Here is a 23,938-nt window from a genome sequence, read left to right as displayed (position 1 = left end):
ACCTACCCTATGCTTCCTTCTAATTCTATGTTGATTAAATTGTTCATTTCTACTGCATATTCTAATGGTAATTCTTTTGATATAGGTTCCACAAACCCTCTTACTATCATAGATTTAGCTTCATCTTCACTTATTCCTCTAGTCATAAGGTAGAAAATAGAATCATCACTTATCTTACCTATTTTTGCTTCATGACCAATTTCAACATCATCATTTAATAAATCAATTACTGGAATAGTGTCTGATTTTGATTTATTATCTAACATTAGAGATTCACAGGATACCATAGATTTTGAATTATAGGCGTTTGAATTTACCTTTAACACTCCTCTATAAGTAGCTTTTCCACCGTTTCTTGAAATTGATTTTGAGTTTATAGTAGAAGAAGTGTTTGGTGCGGCATGTATAACCTTTGCTCCAGTATCTAAGTTTTGTCCCTTACCTGCAAAAGATACACCTGTAAATTCTGCTCTTGCTCCTTCACCTTTTAGTATACTCATAGGATATAGCATCGATATTTGTGAACCAAAAGAACCTGATACCCATTCTATTGTTCCATTCTTTTCAACAATTGCTCTCTTAGTGTTTAAGTTAAGCATGTTCTTTGACCAGTTTTCTATTGTACTATATCTTAGTGTTGCGCCTTCTTTTACATAGAGCTCAACACAGCCTGCATGTAAATTTGTAACGCTATACTTTGGAGCTGAGCAGCCTTCAATAAAATGAAGCTTTGCTCCTTCATCTACAATAATTAGTGTATGTTCAAATTGTCCTGCTCCAGGTGAATTTAATCTGAAATAAGATTGTAGCGGTATGTCTACATTAACCCCTTTAGGAACATACACAAAAGATCCTCCTGACCAAACAGCTCCATGAAGTGCAACAAATTTATGATCATTAGGTGTAACACACTTCATAAAATATTCTTTAACTAAATCCTCATGTTCTCTTAATGCTGTTTCCATATCAGTATAAATTACGCCTTGTTTTACTAAATCTTCTTTTATACTGTGGTAAACTACTTCTGAGTCATACTGTGCTCCAACTCCAGCAAGTGATTTCTTTTCAGCTTCTGGAATTCCTAGTAAATCAAAAGTTTTCTTTATATCCTCAGGCACTTCATCCCAAGAACCAACTAAGCTGCTCTTTGGCCTTACATAGGTTACAATGTTATCCATATCTAACTCATCCAAGGATGGTCCCCATGTTGGTAATTTCAATTTATTATATATTTCTAAAGATCTTAATCTAAAATCTCTCATCCATTTGGCTTCATTTTTTTCTTCTGAAATAGTTTCAATTATATCTTTTGTTAAGCCTTTTTCAGATTTAAAACTAAAGCTGTCTTCATTTTTAACATCATAGATTCCTCTATCCATTTCATCTATATAAGTCTTCTTTTTGTTTTCCATCTTATTTCACCACCTTTATATAGCTACATTTTCTTTAAAAGATTCATAACCCTTTTCTTCAATTTCATTAGCTAAACTTCCATCTCCGGTTTTAACTATTCTTCCATCTACTAATACATGAACATAATCAGGTTTTAAATTTTCTAATATTTTTGTATTATGAGTAATAATTAAAACTCCATTGTTTTCATTTGAGAACATTTTAATACCTTTAGAAACAATTCTTATAGCGTCAACATCGAGTCCAGAATCTGATTCATCTAAAATTGCCAACTTTGGCTTTAAAGTTAACATTTGCAGTATTTCATTTTTCTTCTTTTCTCCACCTGAAAATCCTACATTTAAATATCTGCTTGCATAGCTTTCATCTATTTTTAATTCCTTCATATTGTTCTTTAAATCTAAGTCAAACTTAAAATGTTTTAGCACATTTCCATCTGTAGTTCTCTTAGCATACTTTAAGAAATTCTCTACAGTAATTCCTGGAATTTCTTCTGGGTATTGGAATGATAAAAATAAACCTTTTTTAGCTCTTTCATCAGTCTTTAATTCATTTATGTTTTCACCTTCGAATTCTATATCTCCACTCAATCTTTTATATTTAGGATTATTTAAAAGGGCATTGGCTAGAGTAGATTTACCAGCTCCATTTGGTCCCATTATTACGTGAACTTCACCTTTATTTATTTCAAGATTTAATCCTTTTAAAATCTCTTTATCATCTGCTTCAATTCTTAAATCACACACTTTTAACAAACTCTTATCCATAACAATTCTCCTATCTAACTAATATTTAATTAACTATGTTTTTCACAGAACACCTGTCTAAACTCCATAAATGTAATTCTTATATATAATTTCTTTATATGTATAAATTTTAAAGTGCATTTTAAATACACCTTAATATTAGCACAGGTTTTTTTAATGTGCAATACAAATGCACATTTTATTTTTAACCAATTTACTTTTTTTTATTATAAGGTATAATGAAACTAAAGAAGGGATGTGAAAATTTGAACTTATCTAAGTTTTCAGATTATGCTTTTAGAATTTTAATATATTTAGCTAAGAATCAAGATAAAATATGCACTGTGGAAGAATTGGCATCTAACCTTGAAATATCTGAACATCATTTAAAGAAAATCGTTCATAGGCTAGGTAAAACTGAATATGTAATATCAACTAAAGGAAGAAATGGTGGCTTAAAACTTGGGTTGGAGCCTAAAGACATAAACCTTGGAAAAATATTAATAATTACAGAGGAAAGTATATCTGTATCTGAATGTTTTTCAAGTGCAAAACATACTTGTTCCACTTCAAAATGTAAATTAAAAGCAATATTATCATCATCTATTAATTCTTTTGTTGATGAATTTAGCAAATATACTTTAGAGGATATTTTATAGCAAGATAAAGTTCTTATACTTTATCTTGCTATAATTTTTTATTCAAATTCTATCATTAGAAAAATATTTTTTTGTCTAAAGCCTTATCACAAAAACCATATACTTATAAAAAATCAAGAAAGTAATTAGGCTGTACTGATTTCTAAATTACATAAATCAGTATTTTTTATGCACCCATTAAATGTATACTTATATATAAAAATAAAGGTGTTACAGTCGCTTCCCACTATAACACCATTTACTTATGAATTGTATTTTTTCTCCAATTCTTCTAATATTAAAATATTATCTTTTTTTATGTGATTATTTACTTCTTCAAAGTCAATACATTCCTTATTTATACCTGTTAATGTGCCTGCATTTAATTCTCTTTTGGCAAATGTATATACAACTTTATCTTCTTTATCAATATGTCTCTCTAATAAATGCGTATAGGAGATAGCATTAGAAATTACGTCTAAAATAGCTTCTTCATCCCCATTTTTTAGATTTTTAAGTGCAGCTTGAAGTTCACTTATGTGTAGTCTTCCAAGATCATGCTCCACAAGCATACCATGCTTAACTATTTTTTCAGCAGTTGGGCCTATTTCTTCAACCATTCTATTAAAAAGCATTACTTCTTCTTTTTTATGATGATGAGAATCAGCAAAGTTTCTAATAAAACCTATCATAGAATTAAAATCATCATAACTTATTTTTTCACCTTTGTATAATCTAAAACAAGCTTTTCTTACAACGACCAACATTCTTTTTATATACTTATGTTCTTCCATCATTAAATCTATAGCATCCATATCTTTTCCTCCTATTACATATTTTCATTACAAATAATAGTGATAAATTTAATCATCGTATAACCAAAAATATAGCTGGGTACTCTATTATTCTTAAATTATTAACCCATAAAAATTCTTAATTCTAAGGATCTTATTTTCTTCTTATCACCATTATATTATCGCCTTGTTCCACATACTCAAAATTAGAATTGATTGCATTTACAAATTCTTTAACCCATAAACTTCTTAACTTGTAGAAATAATCGACGTCACCTTCTTCTTTATTCCAAATATCACTATGAACGCATACTCTTCTCTTCCATTCAACCATATCTTCTTCTGCTTTAATTACTTCATTGACTCTATCACATGGCATTCCATCTAAAATATAATCATTGATACTGTCAAAAATTTCACCTGCATTTGTAAGTTCCATTCCTTTTTCTTTAACTTCGCTGGCAGCTTTAATCCCTTGGCTAGAATAAATCTCTTCTAATTTTGTAGTGACACCTTTATTATTATTTACAAGTTTTGTTGTCCACGCAGCCATTCTTCCCTCTGCTGAATGAATTTTTCCTTGTAACCATCCATGGATATTACTTGTGTCTATCATTTCTTCTAGTGGAAGATTCGGAGTTGGCTCACCATACTTTTCATTAATTTCTTTACGTAACTCTTCTACATTCAAACCATCTTCTTTTGCAAGGTTTATTATCTCACCTTCTAATTTTTCAAACCATAAAATCTTATTAAATAACCAATAATGTATCTTTCCTAAAAATAAACTCATATTTTTTCTCCTCCTATAGCAAAAGTATTTAACTAGAAAATAAAACCTTTATTATTTTTAAACTTAAAACAATTTAAAAATCCATACTTATTTACTTCAAATACTTATTTATATTATGTTTTATTTGTAAATTTATAATACCATATTATTTTATATTTTTACGTAACATATGATACAAATCCATAAAAAAGATATATAAGAAAATCCTATATTTTATCCTTTTTTATAGAAATATTTTTCATTTTATTTTAGAAGTCAATAAAAGAAGCAGTGGCTGTTTTTAACTTCCACTGCTTCCTATACCCTTATATTAACTTACCCTCTTATTTTCCCATAAATCTTATTTTTGTACTGGTTTCTTTATTATTCCTAATATTATTGCCCCAACTACTGCACCAATGATTATTGATGCTAAGTATTGAAGTGGATTAGTTACTATTGCAATAACAAATATTCCACCGTGAGGTGCTCTTAATGCACATCCAAATGCCATTGAAAGAGCTCCAGCAACTGCTGAACCAATTATACAAGATGGCAGTACTCTTATTGGATCTGCTGCTGCAAAAGGAATCGCACCTTCTGAAATAAATGATAATCCCATTATATAGTTTACAAGACCTGCTTGCCTATCTTTTTCAGTAAATTTATTTCTAAATACTGTAGTACATATTGCAATTGCAAGTGGTGGAACCATACCACCAGCCATAACAGCTGCCATTATATCAAAGTTTCCACTAGCAAGTGATGCTGTACCAAAAAGATAAGCTGCTTTGTTAACTGGACCACCCATATCAACTGACATCATACCACCTAAAACAATACCTAAAAGAATCTTACTTGTACCACCCATTGAGTTAAGTGCACCAGTGATACCTGTATTTATTGATCCCATTATTGGGTTTATGAATAACATTATAACACCGATTAAAAATGTTCCTAGTAAAGGATATAAAAATACTGGTTTTATACCTTCTAAACTGTTTGGTAAACCTGCAAATAACTTCTTAAGACCAACAACTAAATATCCAGCAATGAAACCTGCAAGTAATGCCCCTAAGAAACCACCAGAAACTGCTGGAACCTTTGGATCAAAAGCGCTTGCAAAAGTAATACCGGCACTAGCTAAAGCACCACCAACAAAACCTACTGAAAGAGCTGGTCTATCTCCAATACTCATTGCAATAAATCCAGCAAGAACTGGTAACATAAATCCAAATGCAGTACCACCAATCTTCATCAATACGGCTGCAATAGGTGTACCTGAACCAAAACCACTTGGATTAGCCGGATTGAATGTATCAAATAAGAATGCTAATGCTATTAATATACCACCACCAATTACAAACGGTAACATATGTGATACACCATTCATAAGATGCTTATAAATTTGGCGTCCAACTGATTCGTTTGAAACATCTTCGCTGCTATCGGCACCTCCAGCATGATGATATATTGGAGCATTTCCACTTATAGCTTCCTCAATCAATTGTGCTGACTTGTGTATTCCATCTGCAACCTTGGTTTTAATTACTCTCTTACCATCAAATCTAGCCATTTCTACATTTTTATCAGCTGCTATAATTATACATTCTGCATTTGCTATTTCTTCTTTTGTTAAAACGTTTTTAGCGCCGCCAGAACCATTTGTCTCAACTTTTATTGAGACCCCCATATCTTTCCCCTTACTTTCAAGACTTTCAGCTGCCATGTAAGTATGTGCAATTCCTGTTGGGCATGCAGTTACTGCTAATACTCTATAACCACTTTTATTCATCTCTATTTCCCCCTTTACCTCTTCAGGAAACTTTTCCATTTCCTTCTTATCTATTAACCTTAAAAACTCCTCTTTATCAGAACAGTCGATTAAGCTTGTTCTAAATGCTTCATCCATTAATATAGTAGATAATCTTGCCAATACTTCTAAGTGTAAATTATCATTATTATCTGGTACAGCAATCATGAAGAAAAGATGTGCTGGTTGACCATCTAATGAATCATAATCAACACCCTTTTTACAAATTGCAGCTGCAAGAGATGCTTTCTTTACTGCACTCGTTTTTCCATGTGGAATCGCTATTCCATCCCCTATCCCAGTTGTACTTAATTCTTCCCTGGCTAATATTGCTTTTTTATATTCTTCCTTATTATTTAAATTTCCTGTTTTATCCATTAAATCAACTAATTCATTTATACATTGTTCTTTTGTATTTGGATTAAAATTTAAGTTTATGCCTTGTTTGTGTAATAAATCTACAATCCTCATTGTTAGCCTCCTAAAATTTAAATATATTTTTATTCTTTTGTAAAAATCATAATACTAGTTAAACTACTCTTGTCAAAACTTTAAAATATAATAAGATTCAACTCATACTAGCATAAATTCACTATTAAATTTGCTTTAATAATTCATATACTTGTTCTTTAGTTGCCAATTCTTCTGAGAAAGCACTTGCACTTCCTGTAGCAATTCCCATTTTGAACGCTTCTTCTATATTTTTATTTTTCAAATATCCACATAAGAAACCAGCCACCATTGAATCTCCAGCCCCAACTGAATTTTTAAGTATTCCTTTTGGAACAGCTCTTTTTATCGGATCTCCATTTTCAGGTAGTAGAATTGCTCCATCACCTGCCATTGAAATAAGAACATTTTTTGCTCCCATTTCTTGAAGTTTTCTACCATATTTAATTATGTCTTCATCATCTTTTAATTCTACATTAAACATTTCTGCAAGTTCATGATGATTTGGTTTTATCAAAAACGGTTTATATTTTAATACCTTTAATAGCAAATCTTTTGTTGCATCAACTATGAACTCTACACCCTTATCCAATAAGCTGTTCATAATGCTTTCATATATATTATCTGGCACACTATTTGGTATACTCCCTGATAATATTAAATAATCGCCTTTTGTTAGATGTGAAAGTTTTTCATGTAAGAGGTTTAACTCTTCATCAGTTATTGCTGGTCCAGATCCATTAATTTCTGTTTCTCCATCACTTTTAAGTTTCACGTTTATTCTAGAAAATCCACTTTTTAATTTTATAAAATCACAGTTTACGCCATGGCTTTGTATTTGTCTTAGAATTTCATCTCCAGTAAATCCAGCAACATATCCAAGAGCTGTATTAGCTACCCCTAGATTTTTAAGAACTATGGATACGTTAATTCCTTTACCACCCGCATAAATATTTTCTTCTTCAGTTCTATTTAATGAATCAACCTTAAATGAATCAACTTTAACAATATAATCTAAAGAAGGATTAAGAGTTATTGTATTAATCATTTTTTACCACCTCTATTACATTAGTATCATAACTAATATTATTATCAATTTTTGTTGTTATTAATGTTGAATCTGCTATTGCTCCGAAAGTTATAAAACTAACTTTTTCTAATTTAGATTGATCTGCCAATACATATGATTCTCTGCACATTTTCATTGCTTGAGCTTTAACCATTGCTTCATTCATATCTGGAGTTGTATAACCGCTCTCGTTGCTTACGCCATTTACTCCAAAGAAACCTTTTGAGAAATTATATTTTTTCAAATCTTCTACAACAGTACTTCCTACTATTGCTTCAGTTATAGCTTTAACTTCGCCTCCAACAATAAAAGTCTTAAAACCTCTTTCCAAAAGCTTTTTTGCATGAACTATTCCATTAGTTACAACTATTATTTCGTTGGCTTCAATAAAATCTATTAAGATCTCAGTTGTTGTTCCAGCATCCAAGTAGAGTATATCCCCATCTTCAATTAATGCAGCAGCATGCTTTGCTATTTCAGATTTTTCATCTACATTCAAAGATTGTCTAACATTAACTTTATAATCGTGCTTGGATGTACTCTCACCTATTGCAATTGCACCTCCATGAATTTTCTTCAAAAGCCCCTCACTATCAAGTGTATTTAGATCTCTTCTAACTGTAGATTCCGAAGCATCCAGTAATTTTACTAAATCAGTAACAGATACTATTCCTTTTACCTTCAACTCCTGAAGAATGATATTAAACCTTTCTTCTGTAAACATTATCATCACTCCTCTGATATAATAATAACTTATATTTCAATAAAAATCAACCATTTTATTTCAAAAAAAATCACTTTTTTCATGTTTATTGATTTTTATTGATTGTTTTTATTCATATTTAAATATTTTGTTCTTCTGTTGACCGTTTCAAGTTATTTAACTTATACAATATTGGTTCTAAAAGTAATCCTTCTCTTGCCGGGTAATCATAAGAACTGCTTTCTTTAATACAATCTTCAACGAATTTGCATGATTCTTCAACGCTCTTTTCTAATGAGTTACCATCCATAATTAATCCAATCAAAACTGATGTAAAAACATCTCCAGTTCCTGGATAAGATCTTTCTATCCTATCCCTAATTATTAATTTGAAAGAATCGTTTTCTCCATTATATACAGCTATCCCAATCTTCTTTTTATTTGCGACAGGTGCACTTGTGATTATTACATTATCACATCCAAAACTATATAATTTCCTAGAAAGCGCTAATAGTTTCTCTTCATTCACTTCCTCTACAATCTTTTCATCACATAAAATACATGCTTCCGTAAAGTTAGGTGTAATGATATGCGAATATCTTATTATCCTTTTTAAACTATCTGAATATTCCTTACTAAAATTACTATAATAAGAACCGTTATCAGCAAAAATAGGATCGAGCACTACTAATGATTTATTCTTGTTTACAGATTCTAATAAAAGTAAAGTTTCTTCGATATTATTAGTACTTCCTAAATATCCAACAAATATGCTTTCAAAATTTATGTTCAATTCAATATAGTGTTGAACCGCCTTACTTATATATCCATCCAATCTTTCTATGTTTGGACTAAAACCTCCAGTATGACTTGTTAATATCATAGTAGGTATCGGACAAACCTCTACCCCCAAAGTTGATAGAATAGGAATTACGTTGGTTAAAGCAGCTTTTCCTATTCCGCATAAATCATGTAAAACAGCTGCTCTTTTTATAGGCTTTATCATAGATTTCTCCTCTCTAAAACATTTTTACATTTAGTTTTTTAATTCTTCATCATATTCAATAGAAATACAACTTCTTTGTAAAAAATTATAGTATTAATACCTGAATCAGGCAAATTAATTACCATATAATTGTATTATATTTGAACTTTTACTGTTGTTTTTTATCATAGTTGTGTAATAATTTTAACTTTTAACAAAAAAATGCTATATCCCTATCTATAAAAGGTTATATAGCACTTCGCTGTTATTCTCTATAAGAATTTCAATTCTTTTAACCTGTCAATTAAATTAATCTTATTATCTTTCGCTACCTGCCTTATCTCTAGTTCAATGCCTTTCTCGTAAAGTTTCTTGAAACATTCTATATCTTGATTATTTACGGATATAGCACCAGTGATTTGTTTTTTTCCATCCTTATAGCACATTCCTCCAACATTTACAGATTTAATATCAACTCCACCTTCAATCATTCGAAGCACATCTGCTGGATTAGTAAACAAAAATAAAGTTTTAAAATTTTTATATTTAGGATCCTTATAAGCTTTGATAGCGGTTTCTATTGGTATTACATAAGCTTTAATTCCTTTTAATGCTACTTGAAGTAACAACTGTTTTCTCAAATCATCTTTAGCAACTTCATCACTACACGCCATAATTCTGTTACACCCACTTGCTTTTGACCATATGGTTGCAATCTGTCCATGTATTAATCTGTCATCAATTCTTACAAAGCTAATTTCCATGATTTCAAAACCCCTTCAAATTTTATACTATAAAATATTTTATATTAATTCTATATTTATCATGTACATTTAAACGCAGCTATCCCCAACGCTACATTTCATTTTTAAAATTTGTAATTATAATATCACAAAATGTATTCATTTTCAATCACAACAATTCACTTTCCTTCAAACAAAATCGTGATAATCCCAATTAAAGCTCAAAATAAGATTTTCTTTATATTATTATTTATTAAAAAATTAAGCTATAATCATTTACTCTTATTTATGTTATGTTGAAATTGAGTTTCCTCATCCTGGCCTTAATTAATTATTTAACTTGCTAGAATTTTAAATATAGATTTATCTTTGAAGGATTTATACTTAAATTACTCAATTAAATTCATTATATTCAGTAAAATACAAATTATAATTTTTATAACAAAAATAGCATATTAAAGTAATTTTAATATGCTAAATTGTTTATATTTTTTACTCAAGTATACTTTCTTATGCTGAATTTTATAAAGTAACACCTTGTTTTAAAATAGCTAACTCTTTAAATTTATTAATTTCATTATTTACATATTTTCCATTAGCCACTTCAACCACATATTTTATAAATTCTTCTGTTACTTCACTCAAAGTCTTATCTTCAACTAAAATTCCTGCATTAAAGTCCATCCAATGTGGCTTTAAATTGTATAATGGAGTATTTGTTGATATCTTCATTGTTGGAACAAATGTACCAAACGGTGTTCCTCTACCTGTTGTAAATAAAACCATATGACAACCAGCTGCCGCTAAAGCTGAGGCTGCAACTAAATCATTTCCTGGTCCACTTAAAAGATTTAATCCATTAGTATTTAAAGTTTCACCATATTTTAATACACCTACAACTGTTGAATCTCCTGATTTTTGTGTACAGCCTAAAGATTTATCCTCTAATGTTGTAATTCCACCAGCTTTATTTCCTGGAGAAGGATTTTCATATATAGGCTGATTATAAGCCATGAAATATTCTTTGAAATCATTTATTAAATGTACAGTTTTATCAAAAGTTTCATTATCTTTAGCTCTATTCATAAGAATTGTTTCAGCACCAAACATCTCAGGAACTTCTGTAAGTATTGTTGTTCCACCTTGTGCAACTAAGAAATCTGAAAAACTACCTACAAGAGGATTTGCAGTTATTCCTGAGAATCCATCTGAACCACCGCACTTCAATCCAACTTTTAAATTTGATAAAGATACTGATTCTCTCTTATCATCTTTCATATTTTCATAAAGCTCACGTAATATCTTTGCACCCTCTTCTATTTCGTTAGAAACTTCCTGTGATACTAGAAATTTAATTCTAGTTGAATCATATTCTCCCAATGACTCAATAAATTCAGCCATTGTATTATTTTCGCAACCAAGTCCAAGTACTAACACGCCTCCAGCATTAGGATGCTTTACTAAATTTCCAAGCATAGTTCTTGTATTTGCATGATCATCTCCCAATTGAGAACATCCATAATTATGTTTAAAAATTTCAACACTATCGATCCCAACAGGTTTTACATCTTCTTTGAATTTTTCGATTATTCTTTCACCAATTCCATTAACGCACCCAACAGTTGGCACTATCCAAAGTTCATTTCTTATACCGACATTACCATTTGCTCTTTTATATCCATCAAAAGTAAGATTTCTATTTTCTATAGAAACTTGTTTTAGCTGTTGATTAAAATTATATTCCATAATTCCATCTAAATTTGTTTTAATATTATGTGTGTGAATCCATTCTCCTATTGATATATCTTTAATAGCATGTCCTATTGGATATCCATACTTTATTACATTGTCGTTAACCTTAAAGTCTGATATAGCTACTTTGTGGCCTCTCTTTATATCTTCTTTTATCTCTATTTTTTTATTTTCAACTTCTATAATTTCACTTTTAGACAAATCTCTAAGTGCTACTACAACATTGTCTTTTTCATTTATTTTTATAATTTCTTTCATTGCTCTCTACCTACTTCCATTAAATTATTGTTCACAACTTTAAATTTAACAGCCATATGAATATTCTATAATAATAATTTATAATCTTATTTCTAAATAACTTCTTTTATAGCTTCCTTCATTCCTACTTTTTCAATTATTTCTAAATATCTTGAAACTTCATCAGCTAGATTAGGAATTTCATTCAAATTGCTTCCCCAATTCTTTTCATATGCAAGAACAGAAGTTACAATTTTGTTTAGGCCTTCTTTTGTTCCATCATATTTTTCCCATAATTCCTTAAATAATTCTAATATATCCTTATCATCAGCTAGTTGAATATCTTCGTCTCCTCTTTTTCCTTTGTAGAATTCTATTAAAGATGCAAGGGAGAATACTAATTTCTTAGGAAGTGTACCCTTTCTCTTTAGATATTTAGTCAAACTTGGTAAATCTCTTGTTTTGTATTTAGATAATGAATTTAATGCTATGCTCATTAGATAGTGCTTTACATATGGATTTTGGAATCTTTCTATAATCGCATCTGCAAATTCCACTAATTCTTCGTGAGGCAAATCTAAAGTTTCTATAATTTCATCATATATTACATCATGGACGTATCTTCCTATAACCTCATGATCAACAGCTTCCCCTACAGTTTCTAAACCATAAAGGTATGCTACTGGAACCATTGCTGTATGAGGCCCATTTAAAATTCTAACTTTTCTTGTTCTATATGGTGTCATATCATCTACAACTTTTACATTAAGTCCAGCTTTTTCTATTGGTAATTCATCTTTTATAGACTGAGGTCCTTCAATTACCCATAGGTGGAATATTTCCCCTACATCTACTAAATTATCATCATATCCAAGTTCTTCTCTAACTTCATCAATTGTATCTCTTGGATATCCTGGAACTATTCTATCAACTAAACTACAGCAAAAAGTATTAGCATCATTTATCCAATCCACAAAATCTTGTCCTAAATTCCACATTTCTGCATATCTTAATACTATTTCTTTAAGTTTTTCACCATTTCTATCAATAAGCTCACATGGAATTATAATAAAACCTTTACTATTGTCACCATTAAACACCATAAATCTACGGAATAAAAATGCGGTTAACTTACCTGGAAAACTTTTTTGACATCCTTCATTTAACTTATCATTCTCATCAAAAGCAATTCCTGCCTCTGTTGTATTCGACACTATGAACCTTAATTCTGGATTTTCTGCAACTTTTAAATATTCATTATAATCTGTATATGGATTAATTCCTCTACTTATACTATTGATTATTTTATGTGTTTTTATAGCTCTTTTTCCTTGAACTCCTTGAAGATAAAGTGTAAACAAGCCATCTTGTTCATTTAGCATATTAACTAGTCCACCTTCTTGAGGCTGAACGACTACGACACTTCCATTGAAACCTGCTTCTTCATTCATTTTGTCAATTTGCCAATCAACAAATGCTCTTAGGAAATTTCCTTCCCCAAATTGTAGCACTTTTTCAGGGTAAGTCTTAAATTCTTTATATATTTTCTTATTTAATTTCATTAGTTATTCCTCCTAAGTTTTTTCATTAAAAATATCTTAAACTAATTTCAATGGACAATTAACAATGCAAATGCTATCATTTTAATATTTCATATCTCTTCAATTACCAATATCAACTTTGATATATACATTGTTAAAGATAAGTAAAAGTTTATTTTAAATATTATTTGAAGTTTATAATTTAGAGATAGAATACACTTAAAATTTAATTATCAAAATAATCCTCTTTACTTATCCTTAAATGTAATTAAAATTTTATATGAAGAAAATACTTTTAATAGCGCTAACATTTTCAATTGTTAGAAATATAGTAATATCTATTTCAGAAAATTCTATCTTTCAACACCTTGTCTCTTTCCTATGAATTCCATCAGTTGATCATAATATGGATAACCTTCCATATCTCCCTGTACCAATGTTGCCATAGCTCCAACACCGTTAGCATATTGCCCAATTTCGTTTAGTGATAATTTTTCTAAATATCCAGCTAAAAATCCAGCTGCAAAACCATCGCCCGCCCCAGCTGTATCTTGAATTAAATCTGATACATTATACCCTGCGACCTTGACTCCTTCTTTTTTGTCTTTTATATAGCAACCTTCTGACCCTAATTTTACTGCGACTATTTTCGCTTCCTTATTTAAGAAAAAATCTGCCACATCATCTTTATTAGTTAATCCTAATAAAAGTTCCGCTTCATCTAATCCAGGCATTACAATATCTGCCTTACTAGCAATATCCACCAAAATCTTTCTAGCTTCATCAACCGTCCACAATTTAAGCCTGATATTAGGATCGAATGATACTAATATCTTGTTTTCTTTAGCTATTTCTATTGCTCTGTATACTGCTCTTCTACAACTTTCCGATAAAGCTGGCGTTATACCTGTAATATGAAGAATTTTAGCTTGCTTAATATATTCTTCATCAATATCCTCTGGCGATAAGCTACTAGCAGCAGAATTCTTTCTATAATAATATACATTCGGATTGCTTCGTTGATAACGTTCCTTAAAAAGCAATCCTGTAGGCCTTTCTTTATCAATTATTACTCTTGATGTATCTACTCCCTCTGCTTTTATAGAACTTATAACAAATCTTCCGAATTCATCATCCGAAACTTTTGAGAACCAGCCCGCACTATGATTTAATTTTGCCAGGGCAGTAGCGACATTTGATTCGGCACCACCGAGTGACTTGGAAAAAGTATGAACATGTCTCAAAGGGCCATTAATATTAGGACTAAATACGACCATTGATTCTCCAAAAGTTAAAACATCCATTTTAGATTCTCTCCTTCGCTTTTCTGTATGCATCCATAAATTCTTTAGCAGTCCTTTGAACTAGATCATAATCGCCTGTTTTTGCACCTTTAGTTAAATCTCCTCCTGTTCCTACTACGAAGGCTCCTGCTTCTATCCACTCATGTAAGTTAGCTATACTAACACCACCTGTTGGCATAAAGTCTCCTTGAGGGAGCGGCCCCTTAAATGATTTAATTACTGATGGCCCATATAGATTGGCTGGGAATATTTTAACCACATCAACTCCATACTCAAAAGCTGTAATAGCATCCTTAACGGTCATTACTCCTGGCATAACCAGAATCTTATACCTATTACAAAGCTTTAAAGTATCAATATCTAAACTTGGGCTTACAATAAATTGTGCCCCTGCTAAAATACAAGCTCTTGCCGTTTCACTGTCTAATACAGTTCCCGCCCCAACAATTACATCGGTATCCTTATATTTTTCAGCAACTTCTTTAATAACTTCAACTGGATTTGGAACAGTCATTGTAAGTTCCATCACTTTTATTCCGCCTTTTGAAACAGCATCTACAATTTTAAGAGCTTCTTCTTTTGAGTCTCCCCTCACAACTGCGACAACACCTGCTTCTTTTATATTTTTCAAAACTTCTTCTCTTCTCATATTACACCTCAAATTCTTTCTTAATTAATATCTTCATAATGAATATATATACAGGTTTTAGATAATAAAATTATTCTTTAGAATATCCATTAGTTTAAAATTCATAGTCTTTCAAACTAATTTTTCAGAATATATATTATAATTTCAAACATTTATTTTTTAACAAATCTATTTTGTGCTATCACTATTAATTAAATACACAGTTCTTAAAATGGTTAACTTAAAATATGATTAATAAATTATAGTATGAAAATTATAGGTTTGAAGAATTCTATATTATTTATTTTCGTATTTTTAAGAACTGTGTTATATATTAAATAAGTTTATAGCTTATTTATATATCAAAACATTTTTTCTTTGATTATCACATCTAAAATATTTATAAATATTTTAATTTAATAAATAACTTTCGTTCACGTTAACAATTAGAGGTCGAACAATTGTTAACGTGAACAATTTTAGTTAAAAATTATTTAAGTTATATTTACATTATAGTATCAAATAAAAAAATATGCAATACTTTTTTGTGAACGTTAACAGTTTTTTACAAGTATATCTTTTTTTATTTACTCAATATATAAAGATAAAACACTATCAACTCTCAAAATACAAAGCTGATAGCGCCTTATTCTTCTTAGCTAAACAATAATGATTTATTTATAACATTATTATTCTAAAATTCCTTTTTCCCATTTTCCTTCTTGTAAGTCTTGAGCAACTTTTCTGTACTTGTCATCTGGTAGATTATGTAATATACCTACTACAAGAGCAGCTAAAGCTAAAGCTACTGCTGGATACAATGTCATTGCTCCCTTAATTCCTAGTAATGTTTCTGCGCTTTGTTGTGCGTTTGCAACATACCCAGTCATACCTAATACTGCTGCACTAACAAGGGCTGCCATAGATTGTGCAATTTTTCTTGAAAAGTTAAATGCAGCATAAGTTACACCTTCTTTTCTTATTCCAGTATGCCAATGTCCATAGTCAATTGCATCCGTTACGAATGCCCAAGTAACTCCATTTGGAATAGCTAAAGCTACATATCCTATTGTAACAAGAACTGTGAAAGTAGTAGCATTTGTTGGTATTATAAAGTTTAATCCATTAGCAACAATTCCAATCAATAGTCCTGCAATCGCAGTTTTCTTTTTACCAAAATGTTTTACTAAGAATGGAATAGCGAATATACCTATTACAGAACATCCAATCATTATACCATTAACTTTTGGTTGAAGTGCAATATCTCCTAAGTTATATTGGCAGAAGAAAATCATCATTTGATTATTAGTATTCATAGCTGATATTGTAAATAATTGCATAAGAATTAAACATAATAATGGTCTATTTGTAAATACAACCTTGAAATAATCTTTAGCAGATGCCTTTTCTGATTTACCTTCTCTATTAATTACAACATGTTCTTTTGTGTTTGCAAAACAGATAAAGAATGAAATGATCCCTATAACAGCCATAACTGCAGCTGCAACTGGATAACCAACTTTTTTATCACTAAACATCATAAGAATAGGTACAAAAGCTACTCCAGTTATTAATTGTGCTCCTAATGAACCAGCCTGTCTAAATGTAGCCAGCTGACTTCTATCCTCTACATCTCTTGTCATAACTGATGCCAATGATCCATAAGGAACATTAGTGAATGAGTATACAAGACCCCAAATCATATATGTTGCATAACCATATATAATTTTAGATGAAAGTGGCATCTCAGGCATAGTAAAGGTAACAATTGTAAGTAGTGCAAGAATTATACTTGAAATCATCATTACAGGTCTAAACTTTCCTGATTTACCTGCTTTTCTGCTATCTATCAGCGATCCTGCTAATGGATCCATGAATGCATCGAATATCTTTGTAAATGCAAATATACCACCAACTGCTCCAGCACTAATTCCACATGTATCTATAAAAAACTTTGTAAGATATGATTGACCTAAGTCAAACATGAATCCATTACCAAAATCTCCAAAACCATAAGAAATTTTTTCTCTTAAACTTAATTTAACGTTTCCATTATTAGCATTAGTTGATGCGTTTTTGTCAACAGAATTTAACATTCTTTTTCCTCCGTATCTTTAATTTAGTTAATTTTTATTCATTAATTCAATACTATAAATTATCTTTTATTTTACAAATTAGGTTTTGGTATTCATCATCGCTTAAATATACTTTTTGTGGATTCATCTCAAAAGTTTTCCCCCAAGATGGACCTCCTTCATATTTAGGTACAATATGAAGATGAAGATGTTTCATCGTATCAGCAAATGCTCCATAATTTACTTTATCAGGGTTAAACGCTTTATGGATTGCTTTAGCTACCTTTCTAGCATCATTTATGAAAGCTGCTGCTTCCTCTTCAGTCAAATCCCCTATTTCACTTTTATGTTCCTTATAAACAACGTTACATCTTCCACTATAAGTTTGTTCCTTAAACAAATATACTGTTGATACATCCAAATCACAAATCTTAATCATTAAAGAATCTAAATCTTGATTCTTTGAACAATAAAAACAATTTTCATCAAAACTCATTTATTTACCTCCTTATTATTCATATTTTATATATATTTATTTATCATGCAATTAAGAAAATTTAATTGCATGATAATAAATTTCATTATAGGACTTCTTTGACAGCGTCTTTCATTCCTACTTTTTCAATTATTTCTAGGTATCTTGAAACTTCATCAGTTAAATTAGGAATTTCATTTAAATTGCTTCCCCAATTCTTTTCATATGCAAGAACAGAAGTTACAATTTTGTTTAGCCCTTCTTTTGTCCCATCATGTTTTCCCCATAATTCCTTAAATAATTCTAATATATCTTCATCATCTGCTAATTGAATATCTTCTTCTCCTCTTTTTCCTTTATAGAATTCTATTAAGGATGCAAGTGAGAATACTAATTTCTTAGGAAGCGCACCTTTTCTCTTTAGATATTCAGTCAAACTTGGTAAATCTCTTGTTTTGTATTTAGATAATGAATTTAATGCTATACTCATCAAATAGTGCTTTACATATGGATTTTGGAATCTTTCTATAATCGCATCTGCAAATTCAACTAATTCTTCGTGAGGTAAATCTAAAGTTTCTATGATTTCATCATATATTACATCATGGACATATTTTCCTATAACCTCATGATCAACAGATTCTCCTACAGTTTCTAATCCATAAAGATATGCTACTGGAACCATTGCTGTATGAGGGCCATTTAAAATTCTAACTTTTCTTGTTCTATATGGTGTCATATCATCTACAACTTTTACATTAAGTCCAGCTTTTTCTATTGGTAATTCATCTTTTATAGACTGAGGGCCTTCTATTACCCATAAGTGGAATATTTCACCTACATCTACAAGATTATCATCATATCCAAGCTCTTCTCTAACTTCATCAATTGTATCTCTTGGATATCCTGGAACTATTCTATCAACTAAACTACAGCAAAAAGTATTAGCATTGTTTATCCAATCAATAAAGTCTTGTCCTAAGTTCCATACTTCTGCATACTTTAATACTATTTCTTTAAGTTTCTCACCATTTCTATCAATAAGCTCACATGGGATTATAATAAATCCTTTACTATTATCGCCTTTAAATGTATTAAATCTATGATATAAAAATGCAGTTAACTTACCTGGATAACTTTTTTGACATCCTCCATTTAAAGTATCGTTTTCATCAAATGCAATTCCTGCTTCTGTTGTATTTGATACTATAAATCTTAAATCTGGATTTTCTGCAACTTTTAAATATTCATTATAGTCTCTGTAAGGATTAATTCCCCTACTTATACTATTGATTACTTTATGAGTTTTTGATGCTTGCCCATTTTGGACCCCTTGTAAATATAAAGTGTATAAACAATCTTGATCATTAAGCATATCCACAAGACCATTCTCTAATGGCTGAACGACTACAACACTTCCGTTGAAATCTGCTTCATCATTCATTTTGTCTATTTGCCAATCAACAAAAGCTCTCAAAAAATTACCTTCGCCAAATTGCAATACTTTTTCTGGATATGTTTTAAATTCTTTATATAATTTCTTATTTAATTTCACAGCTATTCCTCCTAAATCTTCACTTCATCTGCATCTTTGTATTTATTGTATGAAAATAAGCATCTCACTTATTTTCATACATAAAAGATTACATATTAAAGTATTTGTCTGCGTTATTATAACTAATGTCAGCTACAATTTGTCCTAAATGTTCAATGTCGTTAGGTAACTCGCCATTTTCTACCCATTCTCCAATTACGTTGCAAAGTATTCTTCTAAAATATTCATGTCTTGTGTAAGATAAAAAGCTTCTAGAGTCTGTTAACATTCCAACAAATGTGCTTAGCATACCTAAATTAGCTAAAGTTCTAATTTGATCTTGCATACCAATCTTATGATCATTAAACCACCAAGCTGATCCAAATTGTATTTTGCCCTTAATTCCGTCTCCTTGGAAGCATCCAAGTAATGTTCCTATTGTAGAATTATCATTTGGATTTAAACTATATATAATAGTCTTAGGTAAAGCTTTTTCACTATTTAATGCATCTAATAACCTTGACAGTGGAATTGCAACTTCTGTATCATTAAGTGAATCAAATCCTGTATCAGGTCCCAATTTTTCGAACATTACTTTGTTATTATCTCTAACGCAATTCATGTGAAATTGCATTACCCATCCTAGATCGTGATATAATTTTCCAAAGAACTTTAATATATATACTCTTAATTTATTTTCATCTTCAAAAGATACTTGTCCATTTTTAAGTACGTTTGCAAAAATTTCTCTAACTTCTTCTAACGAAGCATTTCCTACTGGAACAAAATCCAATGCATTATCTGACACTCTACATCCAGCTTCATGAAAATATTCCACTCTCTTTTTTAATGCTTCTAAATATTCATCAAAGTTTGAAATTTTAGAACCAACTACTTCTTCTAGTTTGTTAAACCAATCTTTAAATGTTTCTTTATTAACACCTAGAGCTTTATCAGGTCTAAAAGCTGGTAATACTTTCACATCAAAGCTTTTATCTTCTTTTATTGCTAAATGATATTCTAATGAATCTATAGGATCATCTGTTGTACATATCACTTTTACATTTGATTTCTTTATAAGATTTCTTACTGTAAAATCATCGCTATTTAACAGCTTATTAACTTTTTCCCAAATAGCAGGTGCACTTTTTTCATTTAAAACTTCATCTATTCCAAAGAATCTCTTAAGTTCTAAGTGTGTCCAATGATAAAGTGGATTTCCGATAGCAAATGATATAGTCTTTGCCCAAGCTAAGAACTTTTCATAATCACTTCCATCTCCTGTTATATATTTTTCATCTATGCCCAAAGTTCTCATCTGTCTCCATTTATAATGATCACCATAAAGCCATACTTGAGTTATATTTTCAAACTTTTTGTCTTCTAATATTTCCTTCGGATTAATGTGGCAATGATAATCAATAATTGGCATTTTTTCTGAATAATTATGATATAATTTTTCAGATACTTCGTTGCTTAATAAAAAATTTTCATCCATAAACTTTTTCATATCAAAATCCTCTTTTCTTTTTTGTTCACGTGAACAGAAATACGTGCAAATTCCTGTTCACGTGAACATTTTCTTGTATCTACTTGATAACTTTATTATAATATCATATTTCAAATAACGCAACACTTTTTTGTGAACGTTAACAACTTTTTTTAATAATTAGTGAATTTAAGCACTAATTATTAAAATCCATTATTAAAGCTTTTTTACTGATTTCCTTACTACAAGCTGAGATTGTATATAAACTTTTTCTTTATCTACTTCTTTATTCTTTATAAGATTTAATAAGTTTCTTCCACCATATTCGCTCATCGCCAAAGAATCCTTCCTTACACTTGTCAATGGCGGAGTTACATAGTTACAAAAGTTGCTATCATCAAACCCTATAATTGAGATATCTTCTGGAACTTTTAGTCCAGCTTCAAATATTGCTTTCATAGCACCCACCCCAATATCATCATTAGCGCAAAATACTGCTGTTGGAACACTCTCTAATTTAAGTAACTTTTTCATATTCTCATATCCACTTTTCAGATCGTATCTACCACTTAAAATATATTCCTCATTAATTGGAATATTATTATCCTCTAACGCTCTTATATATCCTCTTTTTCTATATACTGTTGATTCAAATTCCTTATTTCCTTGCAATAATGCTATTTTTCTATGATCGTTCTCTATAAAATAAGTAACTGCATCATAAACCCCTTTTGTATCATCTGACATTATGTTTACTAATCCTTCATTTTCAATGTATCTATTTATAACTACAGTTGGGATATTTTTTTCTAGAATAGTTTGTATAAATTCATCGTCATTTTTACTTTGACTTACAACAATTATTCCATCAAAATTTCTGTTATCAATTAAATGGGAGTATTGATAATCATCTATACCTCTTACAACTAAATTATATTCTTTATCTATGACATTATTGACTCCTCTTATAATTTCGTGAAAGAATGTATCTGATGTTCCTTCGCTAATCGATGAAAAAAATACACCTATAACGTATGATTTTAATAAAACAAGACTCTTAGCACTATAATTTGGTACATAATTCAATTCTTTTGCTAAAGCTATAATTTTAACCTTGGTTTCTTCATTAATATACGGACTATTATTAAGCGCTCTAGACACTGTTGTATGAGAAACATTAGCTAATTTTGCAATATCCTTTATAGTGACACTCATATTTTCTTTACACTCCTTATTAAGTAAACTTTTTTCACCATATACGATAATCACAGTATATAAAAAAGCTTAATCTACTTCTAATAATATTTTAATAATTAAAATTCATTTTTGCAACATATACGATTTTAATTGTTTTTCCTTAATTTATCAATGTTATATTTAATTTTTATTATTTAGTTGTTTTCACAGTAATCTTCAATGGTTTGAGCAACTATTTTGGCTTGCACTACTGCTTCTACTACAGTTTTAGCACCAGTAACAACATCACCTGACGCGAATGTACCTTTTTTAGTTGTATTTCCTTTATCATCTGTTATTAATAATCCCCATTTATTGGTATCTAATTTTGTTGTATTTGAAACTATATTAGTTCTAGGGGTTTGACTTACAGCTACAATTATTGAATCACATTTGAAAAATTCTTCTTTTTCTTCAATAAGTTTGTTTTGAACTTTTCCATCTGACTCTACTACATTCTCAGTATTAACTAACTTTACTCCCTCTTCTGTTATTTCTAATGGCGATTTAAATAATTCAAAATTAATTTTATCTTCCTTAGCTTCTTTTATCTCCTGCTTTGTTGCAGACATTTGATCAAAACCTTTTCTATATATTATTGTAACATCCTCAACTCCATTTCTTTTTGCACTTCTTGCGGCATCCATGGCTACATTACCAGCTCCGATAACAGCTACTTTATTACCTAGCTTATAGTTCTCTGGTGATTTTAAATAATCAATAGCAAAATGTACATTTCCTAAAGTTTCACCTTTAATATTTAATGTTTTTGGATTCCATACTCCGGTACCAATAAACACTGCTTTATAACCATCTTCAAATAGTCTATCTAATGTTATTACAGGACCAATAAGAGTATTAGGCCTAACTTTTACACCAAGTTCTATTAATCTTTCTTCAATGGAATCTACTAATTTTTTTGGAAGTCTATATTCTGGTATTCCATACCTTAGTACTCCACCTATCTTCTCGTGCGCATCAAAAATAGTAATATTATATCCTTTCCTAGCTAGTATAAATGCAATAGTAATTCCTGCTGGACCACCACCAATTATAGCAATTCTGTCTTTCTTTTTAGAAACAGCTTTAAACCTAGTTTCTTCTATGTATCTTTGAGATATTTCCCGCTCTATATCATGAAATCGTATCGATTCTCCTTTAATCCCTCTTATACAATTTCCTTTGCATTGGTCTTCATGAATACATACTAATGAACATACTGCTGAAAGCGGATTATTTTCAAATAATATTTCTCCTGCTTCTTCAATTTTTCCTTCCTTATACATATTTATAATATCAGGTATAGGTGTTTCTACTGGGCAATTAGACTTACAAGCTGGTTTCTTACATAGCAAGCATCTATTTGCTTCACCAATCAAATTATTATTATTTATCATATTTGTCTTCCTCCTTATCATCATTTGTATATAAAGTATACTAACTTAATTTAGTATTTATTTCAATAATATATATCAAAAAATATGCTATACTTTTTATAATAAAATATAGCATATTTTATTGACTCTGTCCTTATATTTCTT

20 protein-coding genes are annotated in these 23,938 nt (G+C 30.0%); 1 reads left to right on the top strand and 19 read right to left on the bottom strand.

What is annotated here, in order from left to right; all coding sequences use genetic code 11:
- Positions 1 to 2: 2 nt before the first annotated feature.
- Both sufB and sufC read right to left on the bottom strand, forming a co-directional pair.
- Positions 3 to 1,412: a Fe-S cluster assembly protein SufB gene (gene sufB / locus L3B96_RS15575; protein ID WP_065416574.1), complete on the bottom strand. Its 1,410-nt coding sequence runs from the start codon at positions 1,410 to 1,412 to the stop codon at positions 3 to 5.
- Between the two features lie 15 nt (positions 1,413 to 1,427).
- Positions 1,428 to 2,180, bottom strand: coding sequence for a Fe-S cluster assembly ATPase SufC (sufC, locus tag L3B96_RS15570; protein ID WP_238948023.1), 753 nt, complete (start codon positions 2,178 to 2,180; stop codon positions 1,428 to 1,430).
- A gap of 245 nt (positions 2,181 to 2,425) precedes the next feature.
- Between sufC and L3B96_RS15565 the strand changes: the two genes are divergently transcribed.
- Positions 2,426 to 2,818 carry an Rrf2 family transcriptional regulator gene (locus L3B96_RS15565; protein ID WP_065416573.1) on the top strand — a complete coding sequence of 131 codons (393 nt, stop codon included), beginning with the start codon at positions 2,426 to 2,428 and terminating at the stop codon, positions 2,816 to 2,818.
- 242 nt (positions 2,819 to 3,060) lie between these two features.
- Here L3B96_RS15565 and L3B96_RS15560 read toward each other — a convergent pair whose 3' ends face one another.
- The 17 genes from L3B96_RS15560 to L3B96_RS15480 all read right to left on the bottom strand — a co-directional run bounded on the left by L3B96_RS15560 (position 3,061) and on the right by L3B96_RS15480 (position 23,794).
- Positions 3,061 to 3,612 (bottom strand): hemerythrin domain-containing protein, encoded by a 552-nt coding sequence (locus tag L3B96_RS15560; RefSeq protein WP_238900341.1) that lies wholly within the window; start codon positions 3,610 to 3,612, stop codon positions 3,061 to 3,063.
- A gap of 133 nt (positions 3,613 to 3,745) precedes the next feature.
- A complete protein-coding gene (locus L3B96_RS15555) occupies positions 3,746 to 4,384 on the bottom strand; it encodes a hypothetical protein (RefSeq protein WP_238948022.1) in 639 nt (212 codons plus the stop codon).
- Between the two features lie 340 nt (positions 4,385 to 4,724).
- Entirely contained in the window at positions 4,725 to 6,647 is a 1,923-nt protein-coding gene (locus L3B96_RS15550; RefSeq protein WP_077829514.1) for a fructose-specific PTS transporter subunit EIIC, read from the bottom strand.
- Positions 6,648 to 6,771: 124 nt separating this feature from the next.
- Entirely contained in the window at positions 6,772 to 7,674 is a 903-nt protein-coding gene (pfkB, locus tag L3B96_RS15545) for a 1-phosphofructokinase (protein ID WP_017209655.1), read from the bottom strand.
- The gene (locus L3B96_RS15540) at positions 7,667 to 8,419 is read right to left on the bottom strand and encodes a DeoR/GlpR family DNA-binding transcription regulator (protein ID WP_017209656.1); all 753 of its coding nucleotides are present in this window, start codon (positions 8,417 to 8,419) and stop codon (positions 7,667 to 7,669) included. Before L3B96_RS15540 ends, pfkB begins: the two co-directional genes overlap by 8 nt.
- Positions 8,420 to 8,537: 118 nt before the next feature.
- Positions 8,538 to 9,404 carry a pyridoxamine kinase gene (locus L3B96_RS15535; RefSeq protein WP_041895876.1) on the bottom strand — a complete coding sequence of 289 codons (867 nt, stop codon included), beginning with the start codon at positions 9,402 to 9,404 and terminating at the stop codon, positions 8,538 to 8,540.
- 251 nt (positions 9,405 to 9,655) lie between these two features.
- The gene (locus tag L3B96_RS15530; RefSeq protein WP_011969163.1) at positions 9,656 to 10,147 is read right to left on the bottom strand and encodes a mannose/fructose/sorbose PTS transporter subunit IIB; all 492 of its coding nucleotides are present in this window, start codon (positions 10,145 to 10,147) and stop codon (positions 9,656 to 9,658) included.
- A 501-nt stretch (positions 10,148 to 10,648) separates the two neighbouring features.
- Positions 10,649 to 12,136: an altronate dehydratase family protein gene (locus L3B96_RS15525; protein WP_238948021.1), complete on the bottom strand. Its 1,488-nt coding sequence runs from the start codon at positions 12,134 to 12,136 to the stop codon at positions 10,649 to 10,651.
- 92 nt (positions 12,137 to 12,228) lie between these two features.
- The gene (locus L3B96_RS15520) at positions 12,229 to 13,677 is read right to left on the bottom strand and encodes a tagaturonate reductase (protein ID WP_238948020.1); all 1,449 of its coding nucleotides are present in this window, start codon (positions 13,675 to 13,677) and stop codon (positions 12,229 to 12,231) included.
- 332 nt (positions 13,678 to 14,009) lie between these two features.
- Positions 14,010 to 14,960, bottom strand: coding sequence for a sugar kinase (locus L3B96_RS15515; RefSeq protein ID WP_011969160.1), 951 nt, complete (start codon positions 14,958 to 14,960; stop codon positions 14,010 to 14,012).
- 1 nt (position 14,961) lies between these two features.
- A complete protein-coding gene (locus L3B96_RS15510; RefSeq protein WP_011969159.1) occupies positions 14,962 to 15,609 on the bottom strand; it encodes a bifunctional 4-hydroxy-2-oxoglutarate aldolase/2-dehydro-3-deoxy-phosphogluconate aldolase in 648 nt (215 codons plus the stop codon).
- Positions 15,610 to 16,277: 668 nt separating this feature from the next.
- A complete protein-coding gene (locus L3B96_RS15505) occupies positions 16,278 to 17,684 on the bottom strand; it encodes a glycoside-pentoside-hexuronide (GPH):cation symporter (protein ID WP_238948019.1) in 1,407 nt (468 codons plus the stop codon).
- A 52-nt stretch (positions 17,685 to 17,736) separates the two neighbouring features.
- Positions 17,737 to 18,159, bottom strand: a complete 423-nt coding sequence (locus L3B96_RS15500) for an HIT family protein (protein WP_077856904.1) — start codon at positions 18,157 to 18,159, stop codon at positions 17,737 to 17,739.
- A gap of 85 nt (positions 18,160 to 18,244) precedes the next feature.
- Positions 18,245 to 19,693, bottom strand: a complete 1,449-nt coding sequence (locus L3B96_RS15495; protein ID WP_238948018.1) for a tagaturonate reductase — start codon at positions 19,691 to 19,693, stop codon at positions 18,245 to 18,247.
- Between the two features lie 88 nt (positions 19,694 to 19,781).
- Positions 19,782 to 21,182 (bottom strand): glucuronate isomerase, encoded by a 1,401-nt coding sequence (gene uxaC / locus L3B96_RS15490; RefSeq protein WP_017210040.1) that lies wholly within the window; start codon positions 21,180 to 21,182, stop codon positions 19,782 to 19,784.
- Positions 21,183 to 21,377: 195 nt separating this feature from the next.
- Positions 21,378 to 22,376, bottom strand: a complete 999-nt coding sequence (locus tag L3B96_RS15485; RefSeq protein ID WP_238948017.1) for a LacI family DNA-binding transcriptional regulator — start codon at positions 22,374 to 22,376, stop codon at positions 21,378 to 21,380.
- A 176-nt stretch (positions 22,377 to 22,552) separates the two neighbouring features.
- Positions 22,553 to 23,794 (bottom strand): NAD(P)-dependent oxidoreductase, encoded by a 1,242-nt coding sequence (locus L3B96_RS15480; protein ID WP_238948016.1) that lies wholly within the window; start codon positions 23,792 to 23,794, stop codon positions 22,553 to 22,555.
- Positions 23,795 to 23,938 lie beyond the last annotated feature (144 nt).

It is taken from the genome of Clostridium sp. YIM B02569, from assembly GCF_022320765.1.
Taxonomy (GTDB): Bacteria; Bacillota; Clostridia; order Clostridiales; family Clostridiaceae; genus Clostridium; species Clostridium beijerinckii.
The sequence above is the reverse complement of the archived record's forward strand: the minus strand, read 5'-3'. Positions and strand labels throughout refer to the sequence as shown.